Origin of the sequence: Streptosporangium sp. NBC_01469, assembly GCF_036227305.1 — a bacterium.
Taxonomy (GTDB): Bacteria; Actinomycetota; Actinomycetes; order Streptosporangiales; family Streptosporangiaceae; genus Streptosporangium.
On the sequence record NZ_CP109465.1, the window covers coordinates 5,467,891 to 5,493,678 of the forward strand.

The following is a 25,788-nucleotide window of genomic DNA, read 5'->3' on the forward strand; positions in this document are numbered from 1 at the left end:
CCATGTGTGGTGGGTGCTTTCAGCTGGGTAAGGACTGTTCAGACATTGTTTGGAGAGTTTGATCCTGGCTCAGGACGAACGCTGGCGGCGTGCTTAACACATGCAAGTCGAGCGGAAAGGCCCTTCGGGGTACTCGAGCGGCGAACGGGTGAGTAACACGTGAGTAACCTGCCCCTGACTCTGGGATAAGCCCGGGAAACTGGGTCTAATACCGGATATGACACATGACGGCATCGTTGGTGTGTGGAAAGTTTTTCGGTTGGGGATGGACTCGCGGCCTATCAGCTTGTTGGTGGGGTAATGGCCTACCAAGGCGACGACGGGTAGCCGGCCTGAGAGGGCGACCGGCCACACTGGGACTGAGACACGGCCCAGACTCCTACGGGAGGCAGCAGTGGGGAATATTGCGCAATGGGCGAAAGCCTGACGCAGCGACGCCGCGTGGGGGATGACGGCCTTCGGGTTGTAAACCTCTTTCAGCAGGGACGAAGTTGACGTGTACCTGCAGAAGAAGCGCCGGCTAACTACGTGCCAGCAGCCGCGGTAATACGTAGGGCGCAAGCGTTGTCCGGAATTATTGGGCGTAAAGAGCTCGTAGGTGGCTTGTCACGTCGGGTGTGAAAGCTTGGGGCTTAACTCCAGGTCTGCATTCGATACGGGCTGGCTAGAGGTAGGTAGGGGAGAACGGAATTCCTGGTGTAGCGGTGAAATGCGCAGATATCAGGAGGAACACCGGTGGCGAAGGCGGTTCTCTGGGCCTTACCTGACGCTGAGGAGCGAAAGCGTGGGGAGCGAACAGGATTAGATACCCTGGTAGTCCACGCTGTAAACGTTGGGCGCTAGGTGTGGGGACCTTCCACGGTTTCCGCGCCGTAGCTAACGCATTAAGCGCCCCGCCTGGGGAGTACGGCCGCAAGGCTAAAACTCAAAGGAATTGACGGGGGCCCGCACAAGCGGCGGAGCATGTTGCTTAATTCGACGCAACGCGAAGAACCTTACCAAGGCTTGACATCGCCCGGAAACACTCAGAGATGGGTGCCTCTTCGGACTGGGTGACAGGTGGTGCATGGCTGTCGTCAGCTCGTGTCGTGAGATGTTGGGTTAAGTCCCGCAACGAGCGCAACCCTTGTTCAATGTTGCCAGCACGCTCCTTCGGGGGTGGTGGGGACTCATTGGAGACTGCCGGGGTCAACTCGGAGGAAGGTGGGGATGACGTCAAGTCATCATGCCCCTTATGTCTTGGGCTGCAAACATGCTACAATGGCCGGTACAGAGGGTTGCGATACCGCAAGGTGGAGCGAATCCCTAAAAGCCGGTCTCAGTTCGGATTGGGGTCTGCAACTCGACCCCATGAAGTCGGAGTCGCTAGTAATCGCAGATCAGCAACGCTGCGGTGAATACGTTCCCGGGCCTTGTACACACCGCCCGTCACGTCACGAAAGTCGGCAACACCCGAAGCCCGTGGCCCAACCAGCTTGTCTGGGGGGAGCGGTCGAAGGTGGGGCTGGCGATTGGGACGAAGTCGTAACAAGGTAGCCGTACCGGAAGGTGCGGCTGGATCACCTCCTTTCTAAGGAGCACCGGCTTCCATGGCGCAAGCTGTGGGGGTCTACGCCGTGTTCGTGAGCGAACGTCTCACGCTCGGCACGCTCATTAGTGGAGCATTGGCTACTCAACCGGGCCTGACGGCCGGGACCGCTAGTACCGCCCTCCTTGGAGGGAGTGGGAACGGGGTGCCGCGCGGGTGGGACTGGTTGAACACACTGTTGGGTCCTGAGGAAACGGACCATGTTCGGGGCTGCTGCCGGTTGGTGGTGGCCCTGGTGCCTGCCCCGGGTTCGGGGTGGGTGTCTGTTTTGCCTCGTGCGGGGCCGACCTCCTGTCAGACCAGTTCACAGCTGCGCATGTTTTGTGTGTGGTGGTGGGTGTTGGTGGCGGGTGTGGTTTGGTCGCTGTTTGTTGTTTGAGATTTGCATAGTGGACGCGAGCATCTTTGTGGCCAAGTTTTTTAGGGCACACGGTGGATGCCTTGGCATCAGGAGCCGATGAAGGACGTGGGAGGCTGCGTTAAGCCCCGGGGAGTCGCCAACCAGACTTTGATCCGGGGATGTCCGAATGGGGAAACCTAGCACCAGTCATGTGGTGTTGCCTCCGCCTGAATGTATAGGGCGGTTGGTGGTAACGCGGGGAAGTGAAACATCTCAGTACCCGTAGGAAGAGAAAACAATTTAGTGATTCCGTGAGTAGTGGTGAGCGAAAGCGGATCAGGCTAAACCGTAGGCGTGTGATAGCCGGCAGGCGTTGCGTTTGCGGGGTTGTGGGACCCTCTGGGAGGAGCTGCCGTTTCTCCAGACAGTTAGAAATCCTTCCGATAGTCGAAGCTTCTGGGAAGTTGCGCCGTAGACCGTGAGAGTCGGGTAGGCGAAATTGGTTGGACTGTTTGAGGGGATCCCAAGTAGCACGGGGCCCGAGAAATCCTGTGTGAATCTGCCAGGACCACCTGGTAAGCCTAAATACTCCCTGATGACCGATAGTGAACAAGTACCGTGAGGGAAAGGTGAAAAGCGCCCCGGTGAGGGGTCGTGAAATAGTACCTGAAACCGTGTGCCTACAAGCCGTAGGAGCGTAAACGAGGTTCGCCTTGTTTGTGATGTGACTGCGTGCCTTTTGAAGAATGAGCCTGCGAGTTATGGTGTGTGGCGAGGTTAACCCGTGTGGGGGAGCCGTAGCGAAAGCGAGTCTGAATAGGGCGTTTGAGTCGCATGCTGTAGACCCGAAGCGGAGTGATCTAGGCATGGGCAGGTTGAAGCGCGGGTAAGACCGCGTGGAGGACCGAACCCACCAGGGTTGAAAACCTGGGGGATGACCTGTGTTTAGGGGTGAAAGGCCAATCAAACTCCGTGATAGCTGGTTCTCCCCGAAATGCATTTAGGTGCAGCGTTACGTGTTTCTTGCCGGAGGTAGAGCACTGGATGGCTAATGGGCCCGACAAGGTTACTGACGTCAGCCAAACTCCGAATGCCGGTAAGTGAGAGCGTAGCAGTGAGACTGCGGGGGATAAGCTCCGTAGTCGAGAGGGAAACAGCCCAGACCACCGACTAAGGCCCCTAAGCGTGTGCTAAGTGGGAAAGGATGTGGAGTCGCAGTGACAACCAGGAGGTTGGCTTAGAAGCAGCCACCCTTGAAAGAGTGCGTAATAGCTCACTGGTCAAGTGATTCTGCGCCGACAATGTAGCGGGGCTCAAGTACACCGCCGAAGTCGTGGCATTCACACATGTACCGAGCCTTTGTGGTTTAGGTGTGTGGATGGGTAGGGGAGCGTCGTGCGGCCGGGGAAGCAGCGGAGTGATCCAGCTGTGGAGGCTGTGCGAGTGAGAATGCAGGCATGAGTAGCGAATCAGAAGTGAGAAACTTCTGCGCCGGATGACCAAGGGTTCCTGGGGCAGGCTAATCCGCCCAGGGTAAGTCGGGACCTAAGGCGAGGCCGACAGGCGTAGTCGATGGACAACGGGTTGATATTCCCGTACCCGCTACGATGCGCCAATACTGAATCCAGTGATACTAAGGGTCCTTAAGTCCCTAACGCCCTTCGGGGTGTGGGTGAGACTGAACGCCTGGCCTGAACTGGTAGTAGGTAAGCGATGGGGTGACGCAGGAAGGTAGCCCAGCCCAGGCGATGGTAGTCCTGGGGTAAGCATGTAGGGAGAACCGTAGGTAAATCCGCGGTTCATGTATCCTGAGATGTGATGCCGAGCCGATTGTGGCGAAGTGGGTGATCCTATGCTGCCGAGAAAAGCCTCTAGTGAGTGTCGTGGCGGCCCGTACCCTAAACCGACTCAGGTGGTCAGGTAGAGAATACTAAGGCGATCGGGTGAACTGTGGTTAAGGAACTCGGCAAATTGCCCCCGTAACTTCGGGAGAAGGGGGGCCTTCGCTGGTGATGAGCTTCGCGCTCTGAGCTGGTGGGGGTCGCAGAGGCCAGGGGGAAGCGACTGTTTACTAAAAACACAGGTCCGTGCGAAGTCGTAAGACGATGTATACGGACTGACGCCTGCCCGGTGCTGGAACGTTAAGGGGACCGGTTAGTGCACTTTGGTGTGCGAAGCTGAGAACTTAAGCGCCAGTAAACGGCGGTGGTAACTATAACCATCCTAAGGTAGCGAAATTCCTTGTCGGGTAAGTTCCGACCTGCACGAATGGCGTAACGACTTCCCCGCTGTCTCAACCGCAGACCCGGCGAAATTGCACTACGAGTAAAGATGCTCGTTACGCGCAGCAGGACGGAAAGACCCCGGGACCTTCACTATAGCTTGACATTGGCGTTTGGAACGTCTTGTGTAGGATAGGTGGGAGACGGTGAAGCTATCACGCTAGTGGTGGTGGAGTCATTGGTGAAATACCACTCTGGTCGTTTTGAACGTCTAACTTCGGTCCGTGATCCGGATCAGGGACAGTGTCTGGTGGGTAGTTTAACTGGGGCGGTTGCCTCCTAAAGAGTAACGGAGGCGCCCAAAGGTTCCCTCAGCCTGGTTGGCAATCAGGTGTCGAGTGTAAGTGCACAAGGGAGCTTGACTGTGAGACCGACGGGTCGAGCAGGAGCGAAAGCTGGGACTAGTGATCCGGCGGTGGCATGTGGAAGCGCCGTCGCTCAACGGCTAAAAGGTACCCCGGGGATAACAGGCTGATCTTCCCCAAGAGTCCATATCGACGGGATGGTTTGGCACCTCGATGTCGGCTCGTCGCATCCTGGGGCTGGAGTAGGTCCCAAGGGTTGGGCTGTTCGCCCATTAAAGCGGTACGCGAGCTGGGTTTAGAACGTCGCGAGACAGTTCGGTCCCTATCCGCTGCGCGCGCAGGAGACTTGAAAGGAGCTGTCCCTAGTACGAGAGGACCGGGACGGACGAACCTCTGGTGTGCCAGTTGTTCCGCCAGGAGCACGGCTGGTTGGCTACGTTCGGAAGGGATAACCGCTGAAAGCATCTAAGCGGGAAGCTCGCCTTGAGATGAGGTCTCCCACCATGAGAGTGGGTAAGGCTCCCGGTAGACGACCGGGTTGATAGGCTGGAAGTGGAAGCGCAGTAATGTGTGGAGCTGACCAGTACTAATAGGCCGAGGACTTGACCACAAAGCAATATGCTCGCGTCCACTACGCAATTCTGAGACAACAAACATTGGTTTGTGTGTTTCATAGGGTTACGGCGGTTATGGCGAAGGGGAAACACCCGGTTACATTCCGAACCCGGAAGTTAAGCTCTTCAGCGCCGATGGTACTGCACCGGGGACGGTGTGGGAGAGTAGGTCACCGCCGGACAATCGTTTCACGTAGGCCCCCACCTTTGGTGGGGGCCTACGTGTTTTTTGCGTTACGGAGCGTTTGTTGAGCGGCCTTTGGCTCCCACGGCATTCCTGGGCAACGTGATGGCCGGCGGGTCAGACGGCCCCGCAGATCTCTTAAAATCGCCCACGAAGGGTCCAGCGGGATGGTCGTGATCATTTGTGGGTGCGGGGGGAAGGGCGTATGGACTTTCAGGGGCTTGCTAGGCTGGAGAGGCCGGGCCACCCCACCAGCGGGTGGCCTTCGTCGCGCCAGACCACGATAGGGCGGGGCAGCGATAGCGAACGGGGCGCACCCCGCGGCCGGAGACCGCCCGCATAGCGAACGTCCCATCCGATCGAGGAGATGGGACGTGCTCGCAGAGTGAGCCAACGAATGGACCAGAAGTGAACAGTGACAACGGGCCTGAGGGCGCGGGCCGACGCGAAGAGGGCGAAAACCGCGGATCTGGTGGCCAGGGAGGCCACCGTAGCGATCGCGCAGGTGGTGACAGGGGACGTCCGGGCGACGGTCCCCGGTATGGTGAGCGCCGAGAGGGGCGCCCGAGTGGTTCTTACGGCTCTCGTGATCGTGGCGACCGGCCGTCCTACAACCGTGACGACCGTGGTGCCAGTCGTCCTCCGTTCAACCGTGACGACCGTCCGGGGGGCGGGCAGAAACCCTCAGGGCCGCGTGGCGAGGGTCAGCGTCCTTACGGTGACCGTGACCAGTCCCGCGGTGGTTCCTATGGGGCCCGTGATCGTGGCGACCGGCCGTCCTACAACCGTGACGACCGTGGCTCCGGCCGTCCTCCGTTCAACCGTGATGACCGTCCCAGCGGTGGTCGTCCTCCGTTCAACCGTGATGACCGTCCCAGCGGTGGTCGTCCTCCGTTCAACCGTGATGACCGTCCCAGCGGTGGTCGTCCTCCGTTCAACCGTGATGACCGTCCCAGCGGTGGTCGTCCTCCGTTCAACCGTGATGACCGTCCCAGTGGAGGTCGTCCTCCGTTCAACCGCGATGACCGCGGTGGTGAGCGTAAGCCGTTCAATCGTGATGATCGTCCTGGTGGCGGGTATCGCGGTGATCGTCCTTCCTTTAACCGCGACAGTCGTGGGGGGGATCGTCCTCCGTTCAATCGTGATGATCGGCCGTCGTCCAGTCGCGATGATCGTGGTGGCGAGCGTCGTTCGTACGGTGACCGTGACCAGGCCCGTAGCCAGTATGGTTCGCGTCCCGATGGTGAGCGCAGGCCGTTCAACCGCGACGACCGTCCCGGCGGGGGCCGTCCTCCGTTCAACCGCGACGACCGCGGTGGTGAGCGCAGGCCGTTCAATCGTGACGATCGTCCCGGTGGAGGTCGTCCTCCGTTCAACCGCGATGACCGCGGTGGGGGCCGTCCTCCGTTCAATCGTGATGACCGTGGTTCGGGTCGTCCGCCGTTCAATCGTGATGATCGGCCGTCGTCCAGTCGCGATGATCGTGGTGGCGAGCGTCGTTCGTACGGTGACCGTGACCAGGCCCGTAGCCAGTATGGTTCGCGTCCCGATGGTGAGCGCAGGCCGTTCAACCGCGACGACCGTCCCGGCGGGGGCCGTCCTCCGTTCAACCGCGACGACCGTGGCGGTGAGCGTCCGTCGTTCAACCGCGATGACCGCGGTGGTGAGCGCAGGCCGTTCAACCGTGACGACCGTCCCAGCAGTGGCTACCGTGGTGACCGTCCCGCCTCCAACCGTGACGACCGCGGTGGTGAGCGTCCGCCGTTCAACCGCGACAGTCGTGGGGGGGATCGTCCTCCGTTCAATCGTGATGACCGTGGTTCGGGTCGTCCGCCGTTCAATCGTGATGATCGGCCGTCGTCCAGTCGCGATGATCGTGGTGGCGAGCGTCGTTCGTACGGTGACCGTGACCAGGCCCGTAGCCAGTATGGTTCGCGTCCCGATGGTGAGCGCAGGCCGTTCAACCGCGACGACCGTGGCGGTGAGCGTCCGTCGTTCAACCGCGATGACCGCGGTGGTGAGCGCAGGCCGTTCAACCGTGACGACCGTCCCAGCAGTGGCTACCGTGGTGACCGTCCCGCCTCCAACCGTGACGACCGCGGTGGTGAGCGTCCGTCGTTCAACCGCGGAGGGGACCGGCCGCCGTTCAACCGCGACGACCGTCCCGGGGGAGGGCGTCCCTTCGGGAATCGCGACCGCGATGCTGAGGGGTCCCGCACCCGCTATGGCCGGGATGACCGGTCCGGCGGAGGCGGCGAGGCTCCCAGCGGCCAGCGGGAGGAGTTGCCCGAGCTCGCCCCGGACATCACCGCGGAGGAGCTCGACAAGGAGATCCGCGAAGAACTGCGTTCCCTTCCGCTCGACCTCGCGGATCTGATCTCCCGCCACCTCGTGGCGGCCGAGAGGGCTCTCGGCGAGGACGACGCGGAGCGGGCGTACGAGCACACGAAGGTCGCCCGCCGCTTCGCGGCCAGGATCGGAGTGATCCGCGAGGCCGTCGGCATCGCGGCCTACCGTGCCGGTCACTTCTCCGAGGCGCTCAGTGATCTGCGCGCGGCTCGCCGGATGACGGGTTCCGACTCGTTCCTGCCGATCATGGCGGACTGCGAGCGCGGCCTTGGCCGTCCCGAGCGTGCCCTTGACCTGGTCCGCTCCAAGGAGGCCGAGCGGCTCGACCGCGTCGGCAAGATCGAGCTCGCCATCGTGGAGTCCGGCGCCCGGAGGGATCTCGGCCAGAACGACGCCGCGGTCATCACCCTCCAGCGCCTTCCTGAGCTGCGTGACACCCGTCCCCAGCCCTGGTCGGCCCGCCTCGCCTTCGCCTACGCCGACGCGCTGTCCGCGGCGGGTCACGAGGGGCCGGCCACGGAGTGGTTCGGCCGGGCGATGGCCTTCGACGAGGACGGTGAGACCGACGCGGCCGAGCGCTACGCGGAGCTGACGGGCGCTGTCATCGAGGACCTCGAAGAGGACGACGAGGACGGGGACGGGGAAGTTGTCGATGGCGACATCCGCTCTAGCGATGACGCCGCTGTCGAGGGCGATGACGACGCCGATGACGGTGACGATGACGGTGACGAGATCGACGATGACGATGTTGACGATGACGTCCATATGGACGATGACGCGGACATCGACGACGTCGCGGCTCTAGACGCGGAGATCGAGGCCGAAGACGATCTCTTTGACGACGAGTTCAGTGCGAACCGGCCCGCTGCCGGTGATGCTCCGGACAACGACTCCTCCGACGAAGGGGTCTCTTCCGGGAACTCCGGGAACGAGACGGTCGACGTCGAGCGGAAGGCGGAGGAGAAGCCCGGCAAGGTGGAGCGCGCTGTCGGTCCGGCCTTCATCGAGCCCGACTTCGGCGACATTCTCAGTGACGCTTCCGATGTCGACTCCGACGGAGACGATGACCTGGACGACGACCTTGACGAGGACGACGAGCAGGGCCAGGGCCGGGGCAAGGCCGAGAAGAAGTAGTCCCGAGGACCTTCATCACATTCCGGGTGGACGAGCTGTGCACCCGGAATGTGGGAGGTACCTCCATGGCGGTCCCGGACTTTACGGGACGCGTCTTTACGGCTGGATCCGGTCCAGCCAGTGCAGGATTCCAGCCACGTTGGACGGGGCGCCGCTCAGCAGCTCGAACTGCTCGGCGGTCACCTCGTTCGCCGTCAGGGCCGCGTAGCGGTCGCGGGTGCGCTCCCTGACCATGGCAGCCGCGTGGTCCAGGTCCATGCCCTCCGTGCGGGCCTGACGGGTCAGGTCGACCCAGACGCGAAGCTCCTCGGCGGAGCGTCCCAGGATCTCCTCCACATCCGCGACCGGTCCGTAGTGACTGAAGAGCAGCCTTTGCGGGCCCAGCGCTTTGAACAGGGCGATGGAGTCCAGCGCGGTCCCCAGGTCGAAGTCCGGCGGGGGCGTGGCGGGACGCAGGTCGCCCGTCTCCGGGAGGTAGACCCCGGCCGCGTCGCCGACGTAGAGGTCTCCGGTGCCGGAGTCGATGAGTCCCACGTGGTGTCTGGCATGCCCCGGCGAGTAGTGGCTGTTCAGGGTACGGCCGTTGCCGAGGTCGATCGTGTCGGTGTCGCCGAGCGCGCGGATCCGCGAGGCTTCCGTGGGGGAAAGCTCGCCGAACAGGATGTCCAGCCTGTCGCCCCAGACCATTCGCGCGCTGGCCATCAGCCTGGACGGATCGGCGAGATGCCGGGCGCCCTTCTCATGAACCACGATCTCCGCGTCCGGGTAGAAACCGGCGATGTCGCCGACCCCGCCCGCGTGATCCAGGTGGATGTGCGTGACGACGACCGTGGCGAGATCTCCCGGACCGACACCCAGTGAGGTGAGGGCGTCGCGCACCACGGGAGCGGAGGTGGAGGTACCGGTCTCCACCAGGCAGGGGCGGTCTCCAAGAATCAGGTATCCGGCCGTGATGCTGGAGTACCCGGCCATCCTCGTGTCGATCTCATAGACGTCCCCGCCGAGGGCGGTGATGTTGTCCACAGGCCACCTCATAACTGGAACCGGTATCCACAGAACGATATTCGGCCATTCCGGCGCAGCTCACATCGTAGAGAGTCGTCCTCGACCGGCAGGATCGAGGGAGGATCGCATGGATCGTAACGAGGTCATTCTCGTTGGCCGCCTACCTGAGGCGGCTCACATCAGGTCGTTGCAGAGCGGGAGCACGCTCGGCACCTGGCGGCTGATCGTCCGGCGGCGGCACCACGGGCGTGGCGCCCGGGTCGACACCATCCCGTGCGCGTCGTTCGAGACCGAGGTCATCGAGGCCGTGACCGGTTGGCTGCCCGATGACATCGTCGAGGTGACGGGTTCGCTACGCCGCCGCTGGTGGGGAAGTGAAGGGGCCAAATCGTCCGGTTACGAGGTCGAGGTGCGTTCGGTGAGACGCCTTGAGCGCAAGGTCACCATGATCTTGACCGGCGACGAGGGAGGTCCTGTGCCTGCCCCGCCCCGGTCGGTGCACTCACTTCTGCATGCGAGAAAGGGGGCCGCGGGTCTCCAGACGGGGGAGGGGAGCGCGAGGCAGGGCGGGGAGCCGCGAATCACCCCGGCCAGACCCGGTCTCACCTCAGTGCCTGACCTCACCACCTCAGCCGGGCCGGACCCTACCCCGGTTGGACTGGATCTCGCCCCGGTCGGACTCCGGCTCCCTTAGTTCTCAGGACCCGGTGGTTCTCAGGACTCGGGCTTCTCGAAGGGCAGGTTCTTCCTGGGGGATGTCTGTCCCGGGGAGAGCAGGCGCAGAACCAGGCCGGTCCTGGGCTTCGGGCCGAAGGAGGTGGACTTGCGAGGCACCCGTTCCCCCTGAGCGGCGATCGCGAGCACATCGTCGACCGCCAGCGGGCGCAGCAGCACCGCGGTCCCACCGGAGGCCTGTGCGAGCCGTACGGCGGCCTCCGGGTCGTGGTGGACGATGCGCACCGACAACTCGTCGTCCTGTATCCCCCACACCTTCGGCAGGAGAAACTCCGCGAGGATCGAGGTGTTCAGGGCCCGCCACCCGGCCGAGCGCTCGGCCGGCATGGCGTGTTCGAGCTGGTCGAGGTCAGGGTCGGTGAGAAGGTGGGTGGGCCCGCCGGCGGACAGCAGGTAAGCCGGTCCGCTGGTCTCCTCCAGCGCGGCCAGGCCGTCGGTCAGGTCCGCGTGGTCGTGTACCTGCCACGAGCCCTTGGCCTTGGCCAGCGCCTCCTCAAGCGGTAGTTCGGGAATGACCCGGTGGATGGCCTTCAGGTCCGGTGGGTAGGCGCTGGAGTCCACCAGGAGCGCAAGGCCGAAATCCCACGGCTCGGGCTTCACGGAGCTCACCGGAGTCACCGCTTCCACGGGCTTCACGGATGCCACGGGTGTGAATGCTTCCACGGGCTTCACGGGCGTGCCTGCTTCGGGTTCTACGGGCGCCCCGGGCGTGACCGTTTTCACGGCTGTCACGGGCTCTACGGGCATGACTGTCGCGGCATCACTCGTGGTGGAGGCACGGTGTTCCCGCTGGAGCGCGAGGTAGGTGGCGTAGCGGTGGTGCCCGTCGGCGATGAGAGCCTGGCGGGGGCGGAGGTCGGCGTCGATGGAGGCAAGCTCCCCGGTGTCGGTGACGGCCCACAGCCGGTGCCTGACACCGTCTCCGGTCTCCGCCTCCGCCAGCGGGGGCCGGGACGCGGCGATGCGGTCGACGAGGTGGGTGGTGGCGCCGCCCGCGCCGTCGTAGAGCAGGAAGATGGGTTCCAGGTTGGCTTCCGTGGTGCGCATCAGCGCCAGCCGGTCGGCGACCGGTCCGGGCATCACGTTCTCGTGCGGCAGGACGATCTGCAGCTCCGGGTCGGCCAGGCCCACGTCGCCGATGATCCCGCGCTGCAGGACCCCGGGACCCGACTGCTCGTAGACGTAGACCGCGGGTGTCTCGTCGGCGGCCAGCACCCCGGAGGAGAGCCATTGGTGAAGCGTCTCCCGCGCCTCGGCGTATCTGTGGCGGTCGGTGCCGGGAAGGATCAAACGCACCACGTTGTTGGGGTGGGTGTCGAGCAGCTTTCGCACGCCGGCCTCGTCGATGAGGTCGTAAGGCGGTGAGGTGACCCCGGCCAGATCGTCGACCGTGAACCGTACGCCGCGGAACGGGCGCAGCACCAGCCCGCCGGGTATCGGCAGTTCAGGATTCGCCATAGAGGGCATGCTGCCATAAAGGCCTGAAACGGCCGGGGGCCGCTTCGAGTCTGCGGTGGTGCCCGGTCCGTCAGGGAATCGGCCAGATCTGTCGTCTGTCGATGAAGGAGGCCTCACACAATGGTCCAAGGACGTGGCGGTCCGTCTGATTCCCCCAGCCCCGAGACGGGCGCTCCGGTCGGGGACGTCTACGAATGGTTTCAACGAGGGATGAGGCTGCTGGCCGAGGGCAGTCCGGCGGCGGCCGCCGCGCTGCTGGAGCGGGCGGCCGACGCGGAGCCGGAGTCGAGGAGCATCCGGGAGGCCCTCGCCCGAGCGCAGTTCAACTCCCGGCAGTACGCCGACGCCGTCGACAGTTTTCGCTGGATCATCGACGCCAATCCGGCTGAGGACTACGCGTATTTCGGCCTCGGGCTCGCCCTGTGGCGTACCGGGGACATGGAGGGGGCTCAGGAACCGCTGGCCATCGCCGTCGCGATGCGGCCGGACCTGCGGCACTACGTTTCCGCGCTGAAAAGCGTTCGCGCCACGTTGCGCGCGCGCAGGATGTGATCGATCCGTACCGACCTGCCGGTGTGATCCCGTATGCCCGCGGGGTGTGAGTCCGCCGGTGTGATCGCGTGCGCCTGCGGGGTGTGATTCGTGTGAGTCCGCCGGATCCGTACGCCTGCGGGGTGTGATTCGTGCGAGTCCGCCGGTGTGATCCCGTGCGCCCGCAGGGGGCCGCGCGAGTCCGCCGGATCCCGTGCGCCTGCGGGGTGGGATTCATACCGGCCTGCCGGTGTGGCCCGTGGGCGCTCGTCAGGTGTGATCTGTGGGGGTTCGCCGGATGTGATCCACGCGGCTTCGTGGCATGGGATCGGTGCGGGTGATGGAACGTGGGTGATGAAATGGGCCGGTGGACACGAATACGCTGATCGACCCGTATGACACTCTTCTCCTTGACCTCGACGGGGTGGTGTATCTCGGACGCAACGCCGTACCGGCGGCTCCGGAGTCCCTGCGCCGGGCGGCGGAGCGTGGTGTGCGCCTCGCCTACGTCACCAACAACGCCTCACGCACCCCCGCCGCCATCGCCCAGCACCTGCGTGCGCTGGGCGCCCCCGCGGTCTCCGAGGACGTCGTGACCTCCGCCCAGGCCGCCGCGCGGGTCGTGGCCGAGCGGGTCGAACCGGGTGCCGCGGTGCTGGTGGTCGGCGGGATGGGGCTGCGCTCCGCACTGCGCGCCCACGGACTGCGCCCGGTCAGCACCGCCCTGGACGCCCCGGTCGCGGTCGTCCAGGGCATCGCCCCCGATCTCTCCTACGGCCTGCTGGCCGAGGGGACACTCGCAGTGAGAGGGGGAGCCCTCTTCGTCGCCGCGAACGCCGACTCGACCATGCCGACAGGCAGGGGCGAGCTTCCCGGCAACGGCGCGATGATCAGGGTCATCGCCACGGCGACCGGGGTGGAGCCGATCGTCGCGGGAAAGCCCGAGCCGCCCCTGCACCGCGAGTCGATGCTCCGTACCGGATCGCAGCGGCCCCTGGTGGTCGGCGACAGGCTCGACACCGACATCGAGGGGGCGACCAACGCGGGGGTGGACAGCCTGCTGGTCCTGACCGGGGTGGCGAGCCCGCTCGACGTGCTGACCGCCGCCCCCCGGCACCGGCCCACCTACATCGCCGCTGATCTGTCCGACCTGCACCGGCCCTATCCCGAGGTACGGCGGATCGGGGACGGATGGACCTGCGAGGGGTGGACGGCCCGCTGGGAGGAGGGCGCCCTCACCCTCGAAGGCGGAGGTGAGCCGCTCGACGGGCTCCGCGCCGCTTCCGCCGCGACCTGGGAGGCCGCAGGCGAGGGCCAGGCGGACGAGGACGCGGTGAAGGCGGCGCTCGACTCCGCACTCCCGCCGCGAACCTCGCGCTCCGGCTGAGACGGCGGCCTCAACCCCCGCGCCTCTGCCACGTGACTCCATGTGATCTCACGTGACCCCACCTGATGCCGAGCCGGACGTTGGCCTCCGGGCCCCTCCGCCCGCGTGATCCCGCCCTCGGGCGGGATCCTCAAAGGAGCTTGCGCAGACGGAGAAGGTCGCCGAAACTGGCGTCGACCTTGACCCGGCCGCCGAAAACGGCCCGTCCCATGTCGAGGTCCCCGTTGACCAGCGAGACGAGGTCGTCGCTGCCGATGGTCAGTTTCACCTCGGCCTGCCTGCCGTCGTCCGGGGACAGATCCTCGAAGGGGCCGAGGCCGCCGTGGTGGATGTGGCCGTAAAAGGTGACGCCGAGATCCTTGACATGGCAGCTGATGCTGCGCTCGACCACGTGCTTGGCGCGGCTCTCCTGGTCAACCTCGTCGAACTGCTCGCCGAGTTTGCGCAGTGCCACCCGGCACTCGTCGACGGTCGCCATCGCGTGGCGCTCCCTTCTCTCCCTGACCGATCCGAATCCCTTTCAGGTACGGACGGTAGCGTTCCACATGGGTACGGCATGCAATCCGGCGCGGGGGTGTGCCGGAGAAAGAGGCTTCTGCCATGGCGTCCGAAACATTGCGGGGCTGTGTGTTGGCGGTCGCCGACCTTAATGGAATGACAACGAGCGAGGTCCCCGTGATAGTTCGCGGTTTACCCATCTTTGAAGAACCCTTTCCATCCTCGCCCGTGCTGGACCGGCCCGCGTCGGATTGGCCTGTGCTGGTCGGTGGCGGAAGGGACGGTGGCGGCCGGGTTCGTGGTGTGGCCCCGGAAAGGCCACGGAAGCGGGAAGTCCGCGAGTACGGGCACGGGAGAGCCGTAAAGGCGGGGAAGCCCGCCAAGGCGACGAGGGGCGCGGGTTCCGATACGGTCGGGGAATTCACCGACGCGGCGCCGACGAGCGTCGTGTTCGTACGGCGGAAGCCGTGTTCGTACGGCGGCAAGGGCCGCGGAGACGGCCATGACGGCCGAGGCGGCCAGGAGCGGTTCCGGAGGGGGCGCATGACGGATCTGCTGGAGGAGACGGGCGACGAGCGCGCGGATGCCGCGCTGGGCGGGCTCACCCGTCTCGGCGCCCTGCCCGTCTCCGCGCACGCGGACGTCTTCGAGGAGGTGTTCACCGGACTGGAACAGGCGCTCGCCGCGGTGAACGGCACCTCGGGGCGGGAATCCGGCGCGGCCGATGACACTCCGGGACGGGCGACCGTCTCGCCGGACGGTGCCTCGGGGCGGGTCATCGCCCCGGCGCACGGTGTCTCAGAGCGGGAAACAGTCTCACCGAACGGTGTTCAGGGGCAGGGACCAGCCTCGGCACACGGTCTCCCCGGGCAGGGATCCGCATACGGTCTCCCGGGGCAGGGGCACGCCTCGGCGGACGGCACCCGGGACCGGCGCCCGTGAGCCGGCGAACACGCCTCGACAGCGAACTCGTCCGCCGGAAACTGGCGCGGTCCCGGGAACAGGCGGCCCAGCTCATCGAGGCCGGCCGGGTCAGCGTCGGCGGCCAGATGGCCGCCAAGCCCGCGACCCAGGTCGACACGGCCTCGGCGATCGTGGTCGCGGAGGCGGCGGAGGGGCCCGACTACGTCTCGCGGGGCGCGCACAAGCTCCTCGGCGCGCTGGAGGCCTTCGGCCCCCTCGGCCTCACCGTCGAGGGACGTCGCTGCCTGGACGCGGGGGCCTCGACCGGGGGCTTCACCGACGTGCTGCTGCGCGCCGGAGCGGCCCACGTCCTGGCCGTCGACGTCGGGTACGGCCAGCTCGCGTGGTCGCTGCGGACCGACGACAGGGTCACGGTCATGGAGCGGGTCAACGTCAGGGATCTGAAACCCGACATGGTCGGCGAGGCGCCCACGCTGATCGTCGGTGACCTCTCCTTCATCTCCCTGCGCCTGGTGCTGCCGGCCCTGGCCCTGTGCGCCGCAGGGCGGGCCGACTTCGCGATGCTGGTCAAACCCCAGTTCGAGGTCGGCAGGGAGCGGGTCGGAGCGGGCGGGGTCGTCCGCGACCCGGAACTCCGCGCCGGGGCCGTACGGGACGTGGCCGAGGCCGCGCGGACGCTCGGCCTGACCGTGCGAGGGGTCACCGCGAGCCCGCTGCCGGGTCCGTCCGGCAACGTCGAGTACGTCATCTGGCTGGGCAAGGGAGAGGGCGCTCCGCCGGTCTCCGATCTTGACGCGGAGATCGAGCGAGCGGTGGCGGAAGGCCCTCAATAGATGGGATCACCCGGCCCCCGGCCATCCGAGCCTCCTGGCCCCGGATCACCTGATCACCTAAGCCCCCGGACCACCTAAGCTCCAGGACCACCCGGTCGCCCGGCTCCGGGGCGCCCGAGTTCCCGGCCATCCGTCCCCCGGTGACCCGAGTCCCCCGTTAGACCCGAGAAAGTGGAGACTTGACATCCTCCCCTCCCCGAACGGAGGGGATTTCGACGATCATCCGTGAGAGTCCTGATTCACCACCGGTCGCCCGCCAGGAGAAATCCCTTGAGGTCCTGCACCAGATCCACAGGCGTTTCACCTCTCCGCCGACCCGTCGGCGAGGACACTGCCGGTCACATTCGTGGCGGCACGGTCATCGCCGCCGGGCGCGGTACCGAATCGCGCGGCGCCGCGCCGCGTTTCCTCCCTCGCCTCGGGGCGAGGGTCTCCACGCTCAAGGAGAGTCGATGACTGCCAAGCGCACCGTGCTGGTCACCGCGCACACCGGGCGGGCGGCGGCCGTCGACAGCGCCCGGATGGTGATCCAGCGGTTCGTGGACGCCGGGTTGATCGTGCGAGTCCTCAATGCCGAGGCCGACGAGATCGCCTGCGCGGGCACCGACGTGGTACCCGCGGGTTCGGCGGCGGTCGACGCCGCCGAGATGATGATCGTGCTCGGCGGCGACGGCAGCCTCCTGCGGGCGGCCGAGCTCGCCCGCCCGGCGGGGGTGCCGCTGCTGGGGGTCAACCTCGGTCACGTGGGTTTCCTGGCCGAGGCCGAGGTGGAGGACCTGGCGGAGGCGGTCGACAGTGTGGTGGACGGCCGCTACGACGTCGAGGAGCGGATGACCATCGAGGTCACCGCCCGCCTCAACGGCAAGCTGCTGGCCGACAGCTGGGCGCTGAACGAGGTCACCGTCGAGAAGAGCGAGCGGATGCTCGAGGTGGTCGCCGAGATCGACGGGCGCCCGCTGTCACGCTGGGGATGCGACGGGGTGATCTGCGCCACACCGACCGGTTCGACCGCGTACGCCTTCTCCGCCGGAGGCCCGGTCGTGTGGCCCGAGGTGGAGGCGCTGCTGCTGGTCCCCATCAGCGCTCACGCCCTGTTCGCCCGGCCTCTGGTGGTCTCGCCCCGCTCCAAGCTGGCGCTGGAGGTCCAGACGGAGACGGCGGGCGCGGTGCTGTGGTGCGACGGCCGCCGCAGGTTCGACCTGCCCGCCGGGGCGAGGGTGGAGCTCCGGCGGGCCGAACTGCCGGTACGGCTGGCGCGGCTGCATGGTCTGGAGGACACCGGGGCGCCGTTCACCGACAGGCTGGTCGCCAAGTTCGATCTCCCCGTACAGGGGTGGCGTGGTCGTGTGAGGCCCTAGTTCGTCCGGGCGGGCGACGCCTCAAGCGCGTAGGATCGTGCCCGCGCACCGCACTGATGTTCGGTGAATTCGATGTGACGGGAGGGACCAGTGCGACCTAGAGTCGAGGAGGTCCGCATCCAGGGGCTCGGCGTGATCGATGAGGCCGTCCTGGTGCTAGCGCCGGGATTCACCGTGGTCACGGGCGAGACGGGCGCCGGTAAGACCATGGTGGTGACCGGTCTGGGGCTGCTGTTCGGCGGCCGTGCCGACCCCGCCCGTGTCCGCCCCGGCTCCGGCAAGACCACCATCGAGGGCACGCTGATCGTCGACCCGGCGGGGCGGGTCGCCCAGCAGGTGCAGGACGTGGGTGGCGTGGTCGAGGACGGCGAGCTGATCATCTCGCGGACGGTCTCCGTCGAGGGGCGCAGCCGCGCCTGGCTGGGCGGGCGGACCGTCCCGGTGGGCACGCTCACCTATCTGGCAGAGGACCTGGTGGCCGTGCACGGCCAGATGGACCAGCAGCGGTTGCTGCAGCCGGGCCGCCAGCGGGCCGCTCTCGACCGTTACGCCGGTGAGGAGCTGGTCAAGCCGCTGCGCGCCTACGAGCAGGCCTACAAGCGGCACAGGAAGACCGCGGAGCAGCTGGCCGAGCTGACCACCAGGGCCAGGGAGCGCGCCCAGGAGGCCGACCAGCTCAGGTTCGGGCTCGGAGAGGTCGAGAAGGCCGATCCCAAGCCCGGCGAGGAGATCGAGCTGCGCGAGGAGGAGGAGAGGCTCTCCCACGCCGACTCCCTCAGGGGCGCCGCGGAGACGGCGCACCGGGCGCTGCTCGGCGACCCGCTCTCGGGCGAGCAGGCCATGCCGGACGCCATCGCGCTGGTCGGCGAGGCCCGCGCGGCCGTGGAGGCGGTGCGCGACTTCGACCCCTCGCTCGCCGGGATCGCCGACCGGCTCGCGGAGGCGGGCTATCTGATCTCCGACGTCGCCACCGAGCTGGCCGCGTACGCGGAGTCGGTCGACGCCGACCCGGGCCGGCTCGCGGTCGTGCAGGAGCGGCGGGCCGTGCTCATCCACGTCATCCGCAGATACGGCCAGGACACCGCGGAGGTGCTCGCCTGGGCCGCGCGGGCCGCCGCCCGGGTGGCGGAGCTCGACGGTGACGACGACCGCATCGGCGAGCTCACCCGCGAGCACGAGGAGCTCACCGAGCGCCTCACCGAGCTGGCCGCCGAGCTGACCCGGGTCAGGACGGCGGCCGCGGAGCGGTTCGGGCAGGCCGTGACCGAGGAGCTCACCGCGCTGGCCATGCCGCACGCCAGGGTGGTGGTCACCATCGCAGTCGCCCCCGAGTTCGGCCCGCAGGGCGTCGACGAGGTCGAGCTGCGGATGGCGCCGCACCCGGCCTCCCCGCTCCTGCCGCTGAACAAGGGCGCCTCCGGCGGTGAGCTGAGCCGGGTGATGCTCGCCATCGAGGTGGTGTTCGCCGGTGCCGACCCGGTCCCGACGTTCGTCTTCGACGAGGTCGACGCGGGGGTGGGCGGCAAGGCCGCGGTGGAGATCGGCCGCAGGCTGGCGCGGCTGGCCCGCACCTCCCAGGTGATCGTCGTCACCCACCTCCCGCAGGTCGCGGCCTTCGCCGACCAGCACCTCGTGGTGGAGAAGGCCGACGACGGGAGCGTGGTGCGCAGCGGCGTGATCGCCCTCGACAAGGACGGCAGGGCGCGGGAGCTCTCCCGCATGCTCGCCGGGCTCGAGGACTCCGAGCTGGGCCGCGCGCACGCGGAGGAGCTCCTGTCGATCGCCGCCGCCGACAAGGCATGACCTGAAACGGGCCGAACAAGCCGGATAAAGGAGTTAGGAAGTACGTGGAGGGTTGAAGGAGTAATTCTCATGTTCTAGGGGAGCAGGTGCCGGGGGTCTCGGGTGACGTATCTGACACGCTGCCGGCTGTTTGGCTCGCCCGGTCGTTCCCTCTGGCAGGATGGGCGTGATGAAGGTGCCGATTGACGGGCTTCAAGACAGGCTCACAAGGTACCTCCGCCGCAGGAAGGTCACGGACCTTCCCGGGGTGACGGCAGTGGCGAGAATCGATCGGCGGACCAAGAGGCTGACCAAGCGCCTCAGGGCCGGGGAAATCGCGATTATCGATCACGTTGACGTTGACCGGGTGAGCGCGGAGGCTCTTGTCGCGTGCGGCGCGGCAGGTGTTGTCGACGTCGCCTCCGGCATCAGCGGCCGCTATCCCAACCTGGGCCCGCAGATCATCGTCGACGCCGGGGTGCCGTTCATCGACAACGCCACCCCCGAGCTGTTCGAGCGGATCAAGGACGGCGACCTGGTCAGGCTGCACGAGGGCGTCATCTACCTCGACGACGAGACGGTCGGCAAGGGCGACGTGCAGACGGCCGAGTCCATCGAGGCCGCGATGAGCGAAGCGCGGGCCGGGCTGACCGTGCAGATCGAGGCGTTCGCGGCCAACACCATGGAGTACGTCCGCCGCGAGCGCGACCTCCTCATCGACGGGATCGGCGTTCCCGACGTCCGGACCGTCATGGAGGGCAGGCACGTCCTCATCGTGGTGCGCGGTTACCACTACAAGGAGGACATCGCGGCCCTCCGCCCCTACATCCGCGAATACCGTCCGATCATGATCGGGGTGGACGGCGGGGCCGACGCGCTGCTGGAGGCCGGCTACCTGCCCGACATCATCGTCGGAGACTTCGACTCGGTCTCCACCAAGGCGCTCACCATCGGCGCCGAGCTGGTCGTGCACGCCTACCGCGACGGCAGGGCGCCGGGGCTGGAGCGGGTCCAGCAGCTGGGCCGCACCGCGGTGCTCTTCCCGGCGATCGGCACCAGCGAGGACATCGCCATGCTGCTCGCCGACGACAAGGGGGCCGATCTCATCGTCGCCGTCGGCACCCACGCGACCCTGGTGGAGTTTCTCGACAAGGGCCGCTCCGGCATGGCCAGCACCTTCCTCACCCGCCTGCGGGTGGGCAGCAAACTCGTCGACGCGAAAGGCGTCAGCCGGCTCTACCGCAGCCGGATCTCCACACCGTCCCTGCTCCTGCTCGTCGCGACCACGCTGATCACCATGGGAGTGGCGATCGTCGTCTCCCCGGTGGGCAAGATCTGGCTGGACAGCGTCCGCGACGTCTGGAGCGGCTTCATCTTCTGGCTGGTCGGACTCTTCTCGTGATCGATTTCCGCTATCACCTCGTCTCCATTGTCGCGATCTTCCTCGCGCTGTCGGTCGGCATCGTGCTCGGCACCACCCTCCTCGAAGACCCCGTCATCAAGGCGAGCGAGTCGCTGGCCAACCAGCTCCGCGAGGGCAACAACGAGCTCCGCGACCAGGTGGAGGTCCTGCAGAGGCGCGAGGCCGCCAACGACGCCTTCGTGGTCGGCGACACCTCCCGGCTGGTCCAGGACGCGCTCGTCGGCAAGAGCATCGTGATCGTCGAGGCCCCGGGCAGCACGGCGAGCGTGCGCGAGGCGGCGCAGCAGGTGATCGAGGAGGCCGGGGGGAACGTGACCGGCCGGATCACCCTCACCGAGCGATTCATCGATCCCGCCCAGGCGGGCTTCGTCGACAAGCTGGCCGTCGGGGCCAAGGCCGCCGAGACCGTCTTCTCCGTCGAGGACACGGCGTACGACAAGGCGGCCGAGGTGCTCGCCGGCGCGATCCTGACCAGTGACTCCAGCCAGGTGGGCAAGGAGCACCCGGCCGGGGCCGGCATCCTCGACGCCTTCCAGCGCGGAGGCCTGCTCACCGTCACCGACGAGCCCGCCAGGCGCGCGGACGCGGCCCTGGTGATCGCCCCGGCGGAGGCGTACGTCGGGGAGACCGCGGGCGAGCAGGCGGGCGCGCTCGTGACGCTGGCGCTCGGCCTCGACGACGCGGGCCAGGGCACCGTGCTGGCCGGTACGCAGACCTCCGCCGCGCCCGGCGGGGTGATCACCGCGCTCCGCGAGGACGCGGCCTTCATGGAGAAGGTTTCCAGCGTCGACACCGCCGATATGCCCTCGGGACGGGTCGTGGTGGTCTACGCTCTCCGAGAGCAACTCACCGGGCTGGCCGGCCAGTACGGCATCGGCCCCGGTGTCTCCGGCATCGAGCCCAGCGCGACGCCGACCCCCACGGCCACCACCACGGCCGCCACGGCCACCTCCGGAGGATGACCCGATGGCTCGTCGCGCTTTCCCCCGCGCCCTCGCGGGTGCCCTCGCAGGCGCGTTCCTCGGCGCGGTCGCCGCGCGTGCCGCGTATGCCGCCTTCACCCGCAGGCCCCCGGTCGGCGACACGGAGACCTGGGCGCGCACGAACCACCGGGGCGAGCCGATCACCCTGCTCGAGGGTCCGGCGTTCGTCGCCGGAGCCGGTGCCGCCGCGGCCGTGATCCCCGGGCTGCCCGGCGGTGTCCGCGTGGCGGCGCTGCTCGCGGTGGCGGGCGGCGGCGGGCTCGGAGCCTACGACGACCTGTACGGCGCGACCTCGTCCAAGGGGTTCAAGGGGCATCTGAGCGCCCTGGCCAAGGGTGAGGTCACCAGCGGGGCCGTGAAGATCCTCGGCATCGGCGCGACCGGCCTTGCCGCCGCCGCCGTCACCTCCTCGGGCCCCCTCGACGTCGCCGTCAACGGCGTGTTGATCGCCGGGAGCGCCAACCTGGCCAACCTCTTCGACCTGCGGCCAGGCCGCGCCGTCAAGGTGGGCCTGCTCGCCGGCGCGCCCCTGCTCGCCGCGGGACTGCTCAGGGACGACCCGGTCCCGGCCACCCTGGTCGCACTCCCCATGGGGGCCGCCGCCGCGCTGCTGCCAGAGGACCTCGGCGAGCGGGCGATGCTCGGCGACGCGGGGGCCAACGCGCTGGGCGCGCTCCTCGGCCTGGCCGCCGCCGTCACCCTGGGCCGACCCGGACGCCTGGTCGCCCTCGGCGCCGTGGTCGCGCTGACCGCCGCCTCAGAGAAGATCAGCTTCACCAAGGTGATCGCGGGCAACCCCGTCCTGAACCGCCTCGACATGCTGGGTCGTCGCCCTGTGGAGCAGGCACCCACATCCCGATGAGCACGAGGATCGCGCGGGGAGTGGCGGGAGCGGCACTCCTCATCGGAGTCGTGACCGTCCTGGCCAGGCTCGTCGGCTTCGGCCGCTATCTCGTCCAGTCGCAGAGTGTCGGCAACAGCTGCCTGGGCACCGCCTACAACACCGCCAACTACGTACCCAACATCGTCTTCGAGCTGGTGGCGGGCGGTGTGCTGGCTGGGATGGTGGTGCCGGTGCTGGCCTCGGCGGCCTCCAGATCGGGTGACGACCCCGAGGCCAGGGCGGAGGTGAGCAGGACCACCTCGGCGCTGCTCACCTGGGCGATGCTCGTCCTGGTGCCGCTGACGCTGCTCATCGTCGCGTTCGCCGGGCCGATCGTCGCGCTGCTCGTGGGCGATCCGCACGGATGTGACCTGGCCGGCGTCGTCGAGGCCGGCACCGGCATGCTCGTCGTCTTCGCCCCTCGGATGATCTTCTTCGGCCTGGCCGTGGTGCTGTACGGGGTGCTCCAGGCCCACCGGCGGTTCATGGGCCCGGCCCTGGCGCCGCTGGTCTCCAGCCTGCTCATCGTCGGCTCCAACCTGCTGTTCGAGGCGGTCAACGAGGAGGCCGCCGGGAACCTGTCGAAGCTCAGCGGCGCCGGGCAGCTGTCGCTCTCCCTCGGCGCGACCGTCGCCGCAGCCGCGATGGTGCTCACCGTGATCGGCCCGGTGACCAGGCTCGGGCTCCGGCTGCGGCCCGCGCTGTCGTTCCCGCCGGGCGTCGCGGCCACGGCGCGGCGGCTCGCCACCGCGGGTCTCGCCGTGCTGATCGCGCAGCAGGTCGCGCTGATCGTCGTCATCCGCCTCGCCAACAACCTGGGCGGCGAGGGCGCGATCGCCGCCTACACCTACGCCTGGGCGCTGTACCAGCTGCCGTACGCGGTGCTCGTGATGCCGATCGCCACCAGCTCGTTCCCGGTGCTGTCCACCCGGGCGGCCGAGGGGGACACACCGGGTTTCGACGCCCTGACCGCCTCCACCACCCGGGTCGTGCTCCTGGTGACGGGGCTCGCGGCCGGGGTGATGGCGGCGGTCGCGGTGCCGGTGTCGCAGGTGTTCCTGGAGGGCACCGCGGGCGGCGACCCGGCCGAGATGGCCAGGGGCGTCGCACTGTTCGCGCCGGGCCTGGCCGGGTACGCGCTCATGCTGCACCTCGCCCGCGTCCTTTATGCCAGCGGGCGGGGCCGGTCGGCGGCCGCCGCCTCGGTGACCGGATGGGCCGTCGCGCTGGTGGCCCAGATCGTGCTCGCCCACACCGCGGGGGATCGGGCCGACGTGGTCGGGCAGCTGGCGCTGGGCAGCACCGTCGGCATGACCGTCGGCGGGCTGCTTCTCACCGCCGCGGTGCTCCGCGCCAGGGGCGCGGCCGCGCTGGCCGGGACGCCGCGCACCCTCCTGGCGACCCTGGCCGGCGGCGCCGCGGCCTGGGGGGCGGGACTCGCCCTGGTCGGCGCCTTCGGCGCGGTGTCCACGTGGGAGTCCGTGGCGGTCGGGCTGGCCGCCGGCGTGGCCGGTGTGGCCGCGTTCGCGGCCGTGGCGTTGATGATCGACAGGCAGGACGCCCAGGCGCTGCTGGCGAGGCTCCGCCGGGGGCCCGCGAGGGAGGGGACCCGTTCCGATGACTGATCAGGGCAGGCGCGTGGCACTCGTGCTGGGGACGAGCACGGGAGGGGTCGGCCGGCACGTGGCCATGCTGGCCGGAGGGCTGGTGCGCGACGGCCACCGGGTGGTCGTGGCGGGTCCGCCGAGTACGGAGCGCGCCTTCGGCTTCGCCGCCCTCGGCGCGCGCTTCGCACCCGTGCCGATCTCCGACCGGCCTCGTCCGGCCGACGACCTGCGGGCGGTCCTGGCGCTCCGGGCGCTGCGCGGGGCGGACGTCGTGCACGCCCACGGGCTGCGGGCCGGGGCTCTGGCGGCGATCGCGCTGGCCGGGACCGGGACGGGCCTGGTGGTGACCCTGCACAACGCCGCCACCGCGGGCGGCGCCATCGGCGCCGTCTACGGTCTCCTGGAACGGATCGTGGCCCGCCGCGCCGACCGGATCCTGGTCGTCTCCCCCGACCTGGGGGAGCGGATGACCCGCCTGGGGGCCGGGCGGGTCGAGGCCGCCGTCGTCCCGGCGCCCCCGCTGCCCCTTTCGGGGCGCGATCCCGGCGACGTACGGCGAGAGCTCGGCGCGGGTGATCGGGTGATCTTCCTGACGGTCGCGAGGCTCGCCCAGCAGAAGGGCCTGGAGACCCTGCTCGACGTCGCGAAGGCCCTGCGGGGGGCTCATGGGGACGCGGGGGCCGTGCCGGGTTCGGTGGAGGCCGAGCACGTGCGCGGCGGGCCTGTGCCGGACCTGCCGAAGCCCGCGTCGAGTTCGGTGGAATCCGTGCGCGGCCGGGGCTCGCGGGAGCGGGCGCCCGAGGTCGTGTTCCTGGTGGCGGGGGAGGGGCCGCTGCGGGGGGAGCTGCAGGGGCGGATCGACCGGGAGAACCTGCCGGTGCGGCTGCTCGGCAACCGCGCCGACGTGGGGGATCTGCTCGGGGTGGCCAGGGCGCTGGTGGTGCCGAGCCGCTGGGAGGGGCAGCCGCTCACCGTGCAGGAGGCCCTGCGGGCGGGCACGGCGGTCATCGCCACCGCGGTGGGCGGCATCCCGGAGATGGTGGGCGAGGCCGGGCTGCTGGTGCCGTACGGGGACGTCGCCGCGATGCGCGACGCGGTCGCCAGGGTGCTCGCCGACGACGGCCTCGCGGAGGGACTGGCCGGTGCCGCCGCCCGGCGGGGCCGGGGGCTGCCGGGCGAGCCGGAGGCGCTTGAGGCGGTACTCGTGGTCTACGCCGGGCTCTCCGGCTGAGCACGCGGGCGGTGCTTGCGGTTCGTGCCGCGTGAAGGTGCTCACGGTTCGTGCCGCGTGAGGGCGCTCGCGGTCGGCGTCGGGTGAAGGTGTTCGCGGTTCGTGCCGCGTGAGGGTGCTCACGGTTCGTGCCGCGTGAGGGTGCTCACGGTCAGCGTCGCGTGAGAAGGTGCGCGGTTCGTGTCGCGCTTTCCCGTGGGACGTTGCCCGAAGGGGGCGCGGTACCGGGAGTGTGCGGCGGGGTTCGCGGTCCGCACCGTGCCTTCTCGGGGAACGTGAGGGGAATTTACGGCTTATGCCGCGTTCCTCCGGGGGGCCGGAGAAGCGGTGCCCGCGGTCTTCCGGAGGCCGAAA

General features: G+C 68.0%; 17 protein-coding genes and 3 rRNA genes. 16 read left to right on the forward strand and 4 right to left on the reverse strand.

Features of this window, described 5'->3' with window-relative positions; genetic code table 11:
* The first annotated feature begins 46 nt into the window (after positions 1 to 46).
* The 3 genes from OG587_RS23985 (at position 47) to rrf (ending at position 5,311) form a co-directional block, all read left to right on the forward strand.
* Positions 47 to 1,570: ribosomal RNA gene (locus tag OG587_RS23985) — 16S ribosomal RNA — on the forward strand.
* Between the two features lie 427 nt (positions 1,571 to 1,997).
* Positions 1,998 to 5,125, forward strand: a 23S ribosomal RNA gene (locus OG587_RS23990).
* Positions 5,126 to 5,194: 69 nt separating this feature from the next.
* A 5S ribosomal RNA gene (gene rrf / locus OG587_RS23995) occupies positions 5,195 to 5,311 on the forward strand.
* The 16S, 23S and 5S rRNA genes sit together here, the layout of an rRNA operon.
* Positions 5,312 to 5,997: 686 nt before the next feature.
* Here the strand turns inward: rrf and OG587_RS24000 are convergent.
* Positions 5,998 to 7,758: a hypothetical protein gene (locus OG587_RS24000; protein ID WP_329078978.1), complete on the reverse strand. Its 1,761-nt coding sequence runs from the start codon at positions 7,756 to 7,758 to the stop codon at positions 5,998 to 6,000.
* Here OG587_RS24000 and OG587_RS24005 point away from each other — a divergent pair.
* The gene (locus OG587_RS24005; protein ID WP_329078980.1) at positions 7,705 to 8,796 is read left to right on the forward strand and encodes a hypothetical protein; all 1,092 of its coding nucleotides are present in this window, start codon (positions 7,705 to 7,707) and stop codon (positions 8,794 to 8,796) included. The two genes, OG587_RS24000 and OG587_RS24005, sit on opposite strands and share 54 nt — an antisense overlap.
* Positions 8,797 to 8,892: 96 nt before the next feature.
* Here the strand turns inward: OG587_RS24005 and OG587_RS24010 are convergent, their stop codons facing one another.
* Positions 8,893 to 9,831, reverse strand: coding sequence for an MBL fold metallo-hydrolase (locus tag OG587_RS24010; protein ID WP_443075210.1), 939 nt, complete (start codon positions 9,829 to 9,831; stop codon positions 8,893 to 8,895).
* A 97-nt stretch (positions 9,832 to 9,928) separates the two neighbouring features.
* On the opposite strand from OG587_RS24010, the gene OG587_RS47255 reads away from it, so the two are divergent.
* Complete coding sequence (locus OG587_RS47255; RefSeq protein WP_443075211.1) at positions 9,929 to 10,495, forward strand: single-stranded DNA-binding protein; 567 nt, start codon at positions 9,929 to 9,931, stop codon at positions 10,493 to 10,495.
* Positions 10,496 to 10,515: 20 nt separating this feature from the next.
* Here the strand turns inward: OG587_RS47255 and OG587_RS24015 are convergent, their stop codons facing one another.
* Complete coding sequence (locus OG587_RS24015) at positions 10,516 to 11,994, reverse strand: DUF1015 domain-containing protein (RefSeq protein WP_329078983.1); 1,479 nt, start codon at positions 11,992 to 11,994, stop codon at positions 10,516 to 10,518.
* A gap of 120 nt (positions 11,995 to 12,114) precedes the next feature.
* Here OG587_RS24015 and OG587_RS24020 point away from each other — a divergent pair, with 120 nt between their 5' ends.
* Together OG587_RS24020 and OG587_RS24025 are read left to right on the forward strand one after the other, a co-directional pair.
* The gene (locus OG587_RS24020) at positions 12,115 to 12,546 is read left to right on the forward strand and encodes a tetratricopeptide repeat protein (protein WP_329078985.1); all 432 of its coding nucleotides are present in this window, start codon (positions 12,115 to 12,117) and stop codon (positions 12,544 to 12,546) included.
* A gap of 346 nt (positions 12,547 to 12,892) precedes the next feature.
* Positions 12,893 to 13,912 carry an HAD-IIA family hydrolase gene (locus OG587_RS24025; RefSeq protein ID WP_329078986.1) on the forward strand — a complete coding sequence of 340 codons (1,020 nt, stop codon included), beginning with the start codon at positions 12,893 to 12,895 and terminating at the stop codon, positions 13,910 to 13,912.
* 130 nt (positions 13,913 to 14,042) lie between these two features.
* On the opposite strand, the gene OG587_RS24030 is transcribed toward OG587_RS24025, so the two are convergent.
* Positions 14,043 to 14,390: an SCP2 sterol-binding domain-containing protein gene (locus tag OG587_RS24030; RefSeq protein WP_329078988.1), complete on the reverse strand. Its 348-nt coding sequence runs from the start codon at positions 14,388 to 14,390 to the stop codon at positions 14,043 to 14,045.
* Positions 14,391 to 14,953: 563 nt separating this feature from the next.
* Here OG587_RS24030 and OG587_RS24035 point away from each other — a divergent pair.
* The 9 genes from OG587_RS24035 (at position 14,954) to OG587_RS24075 (ending at position 25,434) form a co-directional block, all read left to right on the forward strand.
* Positions 14,954 to 15,352 carry a hypothetical protein gene (locus tag OG587_RS24035; protein WP_329078990.1) on the forward strand — a complete coding sequence of 133 codons (399 nt, stop codon included), beginning with the start codon at positions 14,954 to 14,956 and terminating at the stop codon, positions 15,350 to 15,352.
* The gene (locus OG587_RS24040; RefSeq protein ID WP_329078992.1) at positions 15,349 to 16,167 is read left to right on the forward strand and encodes a TlyA family RNA methyltransferase; all 819 of its coding nucleotides are present in this window, start codon (positions 15,349 to 15,351) and stop codon (positions 16,165 to 16,167) included. The genes OG587_RS24035 and OG587_RS24040 overlap by 4 nt, the downstream gene beginning before the upstream one ends.
* A gap of 452 nt (positions 16,168 to 16,619) precedes the next feature.
* Complete coding sequence (locus OG587_RS24045; protein ID WP_329078994.1) at positions 16,620 to 17,525, forward strand: NAD kinase; 906 nt, start codon at positions 16,620 to 16,622, stop codon at positions 17,523 to 17,525.
* 90 nt (positions 17,526 to 17,615) lie between these two features.
* Positions 17,616 to 19,328, forward strand: a complete 1,713-nt coding sequence (gene recN / locus OG587_RS24050) for a DNA repair protein RecN (RefSeq protein WP_329078995.1) — start codon at positions 17,616 to 17,618, stop codon at positions 19,326 to 19,328.
* Positions 19,329 to 19,497: 169 nt separating this feature from the next.
* Entirely contained in the window at positions 19,498 to 20,709 is a 1,212-nt protein-coding gene (steA, locus tag OG587_RS24055) for a putative cytokinetic ring protein SteA (protein WP_329078998.1), read from the forward strand.
* Positions 20,706 to 21,692 (forward strand): copper transporter, encoded by a 987-nt coding sequence (locus tag OG587_RS24060; RefSeq protein WP_329079000.1) that lies wholly within the window; start codon positions 20,706 to 20,708, stop codon positions 21,690 to 21,692. The genes steA and OG587_RS24060 overlap by 4 nt, the downstream gene beginning before the upstream one ends.
* Positions 21,693 to 21,696: 4 nt before the next feature.
* The gene (locus tag OG587_RS24065) at positions 21,697 to 22,575 is read left to right on the forward strand and encodes a hypothetical protein (RefSeq protein WP_329079002.1); all 879 of its coding nucleotides are present in this window, start codon (positions 21,697 to 21,699) and stop codon (positions 22,573 to 22,575) included.
* Complete coding sequence (murJ, locus tag OG587_RS24070; RefSeq protein WP_329079004.1) at positions 22,572 to 24,221, forward strand: murein biosynthesis integral membrane protein MurJ; 1,650 nt, start codon at positions 22,572 to 22,574, stop codon at positions 24,219 to 24,221. The genes OG587_RS24065 and murJ overlap by 4 nt, the downstream gene beginning before the upstream one ends.
* Positions 24,214 to 25,434 carry a glycosyltransferase family 4 protein gene (locus tag OG587_RS24075; protein ID WP_329079005.1) on the forward strand — a complete coding sequence of 407 codons (1,221 nt, stop codon included), beginning with the start codon at positions 24,214 to 24,216 and terminating at the stop codon, positions 25,432 to 25,434. The genes murJ and OG587_RS24075 overlap by 8 nt, the downstream gene beginning before the upstream one ends.
* Positions 25,435 to 25,788 lie beyond the last annotated feature (354 nt).

Bases quoted from the DNA above. Each gene is read 5' to 3' on its own strand.
- murJ (WP_329079004.1), top strand. From the start codon at position 22,572: ATGAGCACGAGGATCGCGCGGGGAGTGGCGGGAGCGGCACTCCTCATC.
- OG587_RS24045 (WP_329078994.1), top strand. From the start codon at position 16,620: ATGACTGCCAAGCGCACCGTGCTGGTCACCGCGCACACCGGGCGGGCG.
- OG587_RS24030 (WP_329078988.1), bottom strand. From the start codon at position 14,390: ATGGCGACCGTCGACGAGTGCCGGGTGGCACTGCGCAAACTCGGCGAG.
- OG587_RS24035 (WP_329078990.1), top strand. From the start codon at position 14,954: ATGACGGATCTGCTGGAGGAGACGGGCGACGAGCGCGCGGATGCCGCG.
- steA (WP_329078998.1), top strand. From the start codon at position 19,498: ATGAAGGTGCCGATTGACGGGCTTCAAGACAGGCTCACAAGGTACCTC.
- OG587_RS24015 (WP_329078983.1), bottom strand. From the start codon at position 11,994: ATGGCGAATCCTGAACTGCCGATACCCGGCGGGCTGGTGCTGCGCCCG.
- OG587_RS24020 (WP_329078985.1), top strand. From the start codon at position 12,115: ATGGTCCAAGGACGTGGCGGTCCGTCTGATTCCCCCAGCCCCGAGACG.
- OG587_RS24010 (WP_443075210.1), bottom strand. From the start codon at position 9,831: ATGAGGTGGCCTGTGGACAACATCACCGCCCTCGGCGGGGACGTCTAT.
- OG587_RS24065 (WP_329079002.1), top strand. From the start codon at position 21,697: ATGGCTCGTCGCGCTTTCCCCCGCGCCCTCGCGGGTGCCCTCGCAGGC.
- OG587_RS47255 (WP_443075211.1), top strand. From the start codon at position 9,929: ATGGATCGTAACGAGGTCATTCTCGTTGGCCGCCTACCTGAGGCGGCT.
- OG587_RS24075 (WP_329079005.1), top strand. From the start codon at position 24,214: ATGACTGATCAGGGCAGGCGCGTGGCACTCGTGCTGGGGACGAGCACG.